Here is a 3,362-nt window from a genome sequence, read left to right as displayed (position 1 = left end):
CGACCGTCCGCGGCCCCTGACCACGACCCCTGACCACGGCGATGGCGGGCCGAGCGCTTGGGACGCCCTGCGGCGCGGAACCGCGTCCACCCACCGGACACCCTCGGCGCGCCGTCTCTCAGTGGGATCGTGATTTGCTTTTTGGCCATTTATCAGGTCTTAGAAAGCCGTCCGTCCCTCAATCAGAAGATTCATGTCGCATCTGAAGAACACCGGCTTTGCCGACCGCATCACCGCCGCCGCCGAAGCCAAAAAGGCCATGCTGGCCAAACTGAAGCCGAAACCCACCGTCACCGACCCCAATTTCGACCAGCGCGAATCCGTTCGCCAGGCCGAACTGGACGCCGTGCGCCAGGCCCGCGCTGAAGCCAAGGAAGCCCAACGCCTCGCGGCCCTCGCCGTGCAGGAAGAGGCCCTGGCCGCCAAGCGCGCCGAGCGCAAGGAGCGTAAGGCTCTGACCGTGGCCGAGCAAAAGACCGCCCGCGACGCCAAGTACGCCGCGCGCAAGGATCGCCAGACCACCGGCGGCCCGACCTCCAAAAGCGCCCGCGCCCGCGAATGGGGCAGCCTGATCTCCTGATCGGGTTGTTCCAGACCGCTTAAGCCGCCCGCCTTTCGGATCCACGAGAGGCGGCGGCTTTTTTGCGTCTACTGCGCCGCGACCATCCGCTCGGCCGTCGAAAGATCGACGCTGACCAGTTGGCTGACGCCGCGCTCGGCCATGGTCACCCCGAACAGGCGATCCATCCGGCTCATGGTCACCGGATTGTGGGTGATGGCGATGAAGCGGGTGCGGGTCCGCCGGCGCATCTCGTCGAGCATGTTGCAATAGCGATCGACATTGGCGTCATCGAGCGGAGCGTCGACCTCGTCGAGCACGCAGATCGGGGCCGGATTGGCCAGGAACACCCCGAAGATCAGGGCGCTGGCCGTCAGGGCCTGCTCGCCGCCGCTCATCAGGCTCATGCTGGCCATGCGCTTGCCGGGCGGACAGGCGAAGATCTCCAGCCCGGCCTCCAGCGGATCGTCGCTCTCGATCAGCCGCAGCTCGGCCTGACCGCCGCCGAACAGGGCCTGAAACAGGGTCTGGAAGTGGCCGTTGATCACCTCGAACGCCGCCAGCAGCCGCTCACGGCCCTCGGCGTTCAGTTCCTCGATCCCGGCCCGCAGCTTGCCGACCGCGCCGGATAGATCGGCCCGTTCAACGCGCATGGTCTCCAGGCGGGCGGCATATTCCTGCGCCTCTTCCTCGGCCCGCAGATTGACCGGCCCGATGGAGTCGCGCTCGCGCTCCAGGGCGAACAGGTGAGCCTCGACCCCGGCCGCCCCGGTCGGCACGGCCACGGCCTCACCGGCGATATGACGTCCCAGTTCCTCGGGCTCCATCCGCACCGACTCGCGGATCTGGCCGGCGATCTCGGCGAACCGCTCGCGCACCCCGTCCAGGCGGGCGACCAGGGCGGCCCGGCGCTCGCGCGCCTCGCCGGCGGCCTGTTCGGCGGCGCGGGCGGCGCGATCGGCGGTCAGGCGGGCGGTCTCGGCCGCTTCGAGGGCGTCGGACGCGCGAGCCCGGCGGGCTTCGGCGGCCGCGAACTGGTCCAGCAGCACCAGCAGCTGGGCTTCCTGCTGGGCCGGCGCCTCACGCGCGGCCTCCAGGGCGGCGGCGGCCTTGGCGCGCTCGGCCTCCAACGCCATCCTGCGGTCGCCGCCTTCGCGCCGCCGAGTCCAGTCGGCCTGATCGCGCTCAGCAGGCCCTGAGCCGCCGCTGGCGTCCGGAGCGCTCGCGGGTCTCGACATCCAGAGCGGCGCGGGCCTGGGCGGCGGCTTCACGGGACTGGGTCGCCGCCTGGCGGGCCTGGGCCAGCTGCGGCGCGAGGTCAGCGGCGTCGGGCGCGGCGGCGCTTTCGGTCCGTACGGCCGTCAGGGCGGTCTCGGCCTCGAGCCGTTCGGCCTCGAAACGGGCGATGGTTTCGTCGAGCGACTGGGCGCGGGCCTCGCGGCGGGCGGCCTCACGCTCGAACCGGTCAACCGCCTCGCGGGCCCCGGTCAGCAGGCGCTCGGCCTCGGGAGGACCTCGGCGACGCTCGCGCAGGACCTCCTCGGCGGCGCGCAGGGTGTCGGCGGCGGCCTTCAGGGCGGCCGCCGTGGCCTCGGCGCGCGGGCCGACCAGATCAACCTCGGCCTCGACCTCGGCCAGGCGAGTGCGCTGCTCCAGCCGCACGGCGGCCGGCTTGGGCGCATCGGCGCGGGCGACAAAGCCGTCCCAACGCCAAAGGTCGCCCTCGCGGGACACCAGACGCGCGCCCACGGGCAGGCCCGTGGCCAGACGATCACCGTCCGCGCGCGCGACCAGGGCGACCTGGGCCAGGCGGGCCGAAAGCTGCGGCGGGGCCTTGATCAAGGGCGCCAGCGGTTGGGCGCCGTCCGGCCAGGCCGGGGCGCCGGCCTCGGCTCCGCCCCAATAGGAGGGCGCCCGGCTGTCGAGGGCGGCTTCCAGATCGTCACCCAGCGCGGCGGCCAAGGCCGCGCCAAAGCCCTTTTCGGGGGTCACCGCGTCGAGGGCGGGCGAATAGCCGCTCTTGCCGCGCGGCGCGGTCAGTTGAGCCAGGCCGCGCGCCTCGGTCCGCAGGCGACCCAGCTGGTCCTCGACCTTGCGGGCCAGATCGCGGGCCATGGCCTCGGCCTGGGCGGCGACGGCGCGGTCGCCCTCGGCCTTTTCAAGCGCGGTCCGGGCGGCGGCCAGGCCCGCCTGGGCGTTGGCGAACCGTTGGCGGGCGTCGGCGGCGGCCGGATCGGTCTCCGGGCCCAAGGCGGCGCGCTCGCTCCTAGCCTGGTCCAGGGCGCGAACCGTTCGAGCCAGTCGCGCCTCGGATTCGGACAGCCGCTGGGCGGCGGCGCGCGCCCGGGCGTCTTCGGCGGCGACGCGGGCGGCCAGATCCTCAACCACCGCCTCGGCGGCGGCACGGGCCGCCTCGGCGGCCTGGGCGGCGGCGGCCAGCTCGGGCCCCCGCTCGGGGGCGGCGGCGATCAGGTCGCGAACCTCGGTCAGCTCAGCCTCGAGTCGCGTCAACGCCGCGACGGCGTCCTCCAGCCCCTGGGCCTCGCGCGTCCGGTCGGCGTCGATCCGCGCCAGGTCGGCCGACAGCCGGGCGAACTCGGCGGCGGCGGCCTGGGCCTCGCGTTCGGCGCGGTCCTTCTGGATCGCCAGCTGGCCCAGCACCGCCTGGGCGATTGAGGCCTCTTCGCGCAGCGGCGGCATGGCGGCCTCGGCGGCCAGGATCGCGGTCTGGGCGGCGGCGGCCTCGCGGGCGGTGTCCTCCACGGCCCGGGCCGCGACCACGGCCTCGTCCTGGGTGCGGGTC

Annotated in this window: 1 protein-coding gene and 1 pseudogene; one reads left to right on the top strand and one right to left on the bottom strand. The window is 73.7% G+C overall.

What is annotated here, in order from left to right; all coding sequences use genetic code 11:
• Positions 1-193 precede the first annotated feature (193 nt).
• The gene (locus tag CSW58_RS12125; RefSeq protein ID WP_099447456.1) at positions 194-580 is read left to right on the top strand and encodes a DUF6481 family protein; all 387 of its coding nucleotides are present in this window, start codon (positions 194-196) and stop codon (positions 578-580) included.
• A gap of 68 nt (positions 581-648) precedes the next feature.
• Here the strand turns inward: CSW58_RS12125 and CSW58_RS12120 are convergent.
• Positions 649-3,362: pseudogene (locus CSW58_RS12120) on the bottom strand (chromosome segregation protein SMC); the annotation flags it as partial.

Source organism: Caulobacter sp. B11 (genome assembly GCF_002737765.1).
Classification (GTDB): domain Bacteria; phylum Pseudomonadota; class Alphaproteobacteria; order Caulobacterales; family Caulobacteraceae; genus Caulobacter.
This window is presented reverse-complemented; position numbering and strand designations above follow the sequence as displayed.